The sequence below is a fragment of the Actinomadura sp. B10D3 genome, from assembly GCF_039871695.1.
GTDB classification, from domain to species: domain Bacteria; phylum Actinomycetota; class Actinomycetes; order Streptosporangiales; family Streptosporangiaceae; genus Spirillospora; species Spirillospora madurae.
Genome location: NZ_JBDPLY010000098.1, coordinates 1 through 999 on the forward strand (window position 1 = coordinate 1; position 999 = coordinate 999).

General features: G+C 66.7%; 1 protein-coding gene. It reads left to right on the forward strand.

What is annotated here, in order from left to right; all coding sequences use genetic code 11:
* Positions 1 to 77 precede the first annotated feature (77 nt).
* Positions 78 to 974, forward strand: coding sequence for an IS982 family transposase (locus ABGB11_RS42425; RefSeq protein ID WP_347641374.1), 897 nt, complete (start codon positions 78 to 80; stop codon positions 972 to 974).
* Positions 975 to 999 lie beyond the last annotated feature (25 nt).

Genomic DNA, 999 nt, shown 5'->3' on the forward strand with positions numbered 1-999 from the left:
CCTAGACGAGTGATTCCTAATGATCGCGATGTGCTGAAGCGGCCCCGGCATGCGAAGAGGGTGTCCAAGATCAATGTGTGAAAACCGACCTGGACACCCTCGTGATCGCACTGTACGTCAAGATCGACGACGATGCCGCCGGGATCGCCCGGCTGCCCGGACGCCCGCCCAAGCTCAGCCACTCCGAGTTGATCTGCCTGGCGGTGATGCAGGCGATGCTCGGCCACCACAGCGAGGCGCGCTGGCTGCGCCACGCCCGCAAGCACCTGGGCCACCTGTTCCCCTTCCTGCCACTGCAGCCGGGCTACAACAAGCGGCTACGAGCAGCGTTGCCGCAGATCAAACGCATCATCCGCGCTCTGGCCCGCGACAGCGACTTCTGGCACGACACCGTGTGGATCACCGACTCCACCCCCGTGCCGTGCGGCATGTCGCGGCCGACCGTCAAGCGCAGCCAGGTGGCGGGCTGGGCCAACTACGGCTACTGCGCCTCCCACTCCCGCTTCTACTGGGGCCTGAAGCTGTATCTGGTGTGCACCCCGGCCGGGATGCCGATCCTGTGGGCGCTGGCCGACCCCAAGCTCGGCGAGCGGGAGGTACTGGCCGCCATGCTGGAGAACGACGCCGACCTGATCGCCGCCCGTCCCGGACTGCTGCTGATCACCGACAAGGGCTTCGCCTCCACCGACTTCGAACGGTCACTGGCCGCCCAGGGCATCACCCTGCTGCGGCCCTCCCGCAAAGACGAGATCGCCCGGGCGGGCGAGCCGATGCTCAAGTCGGTCCGCCAGCTCATCGAATCGGTCAACGACACCCTCAAAGGCCAACTCGACCTGGAACAACACGGCGGCCGCACCGACCAGGGCGTAGCCGTGCGCGTCGCCCAGCGGATCCTGGCCATGGCCGCCGCAATCTGGCACAACCACCGCACCGGCCAACCCGTCACCCGATCACTGACCGCCTATGACCACTGACCGTGTTCGGAATCACTCGTCTAGG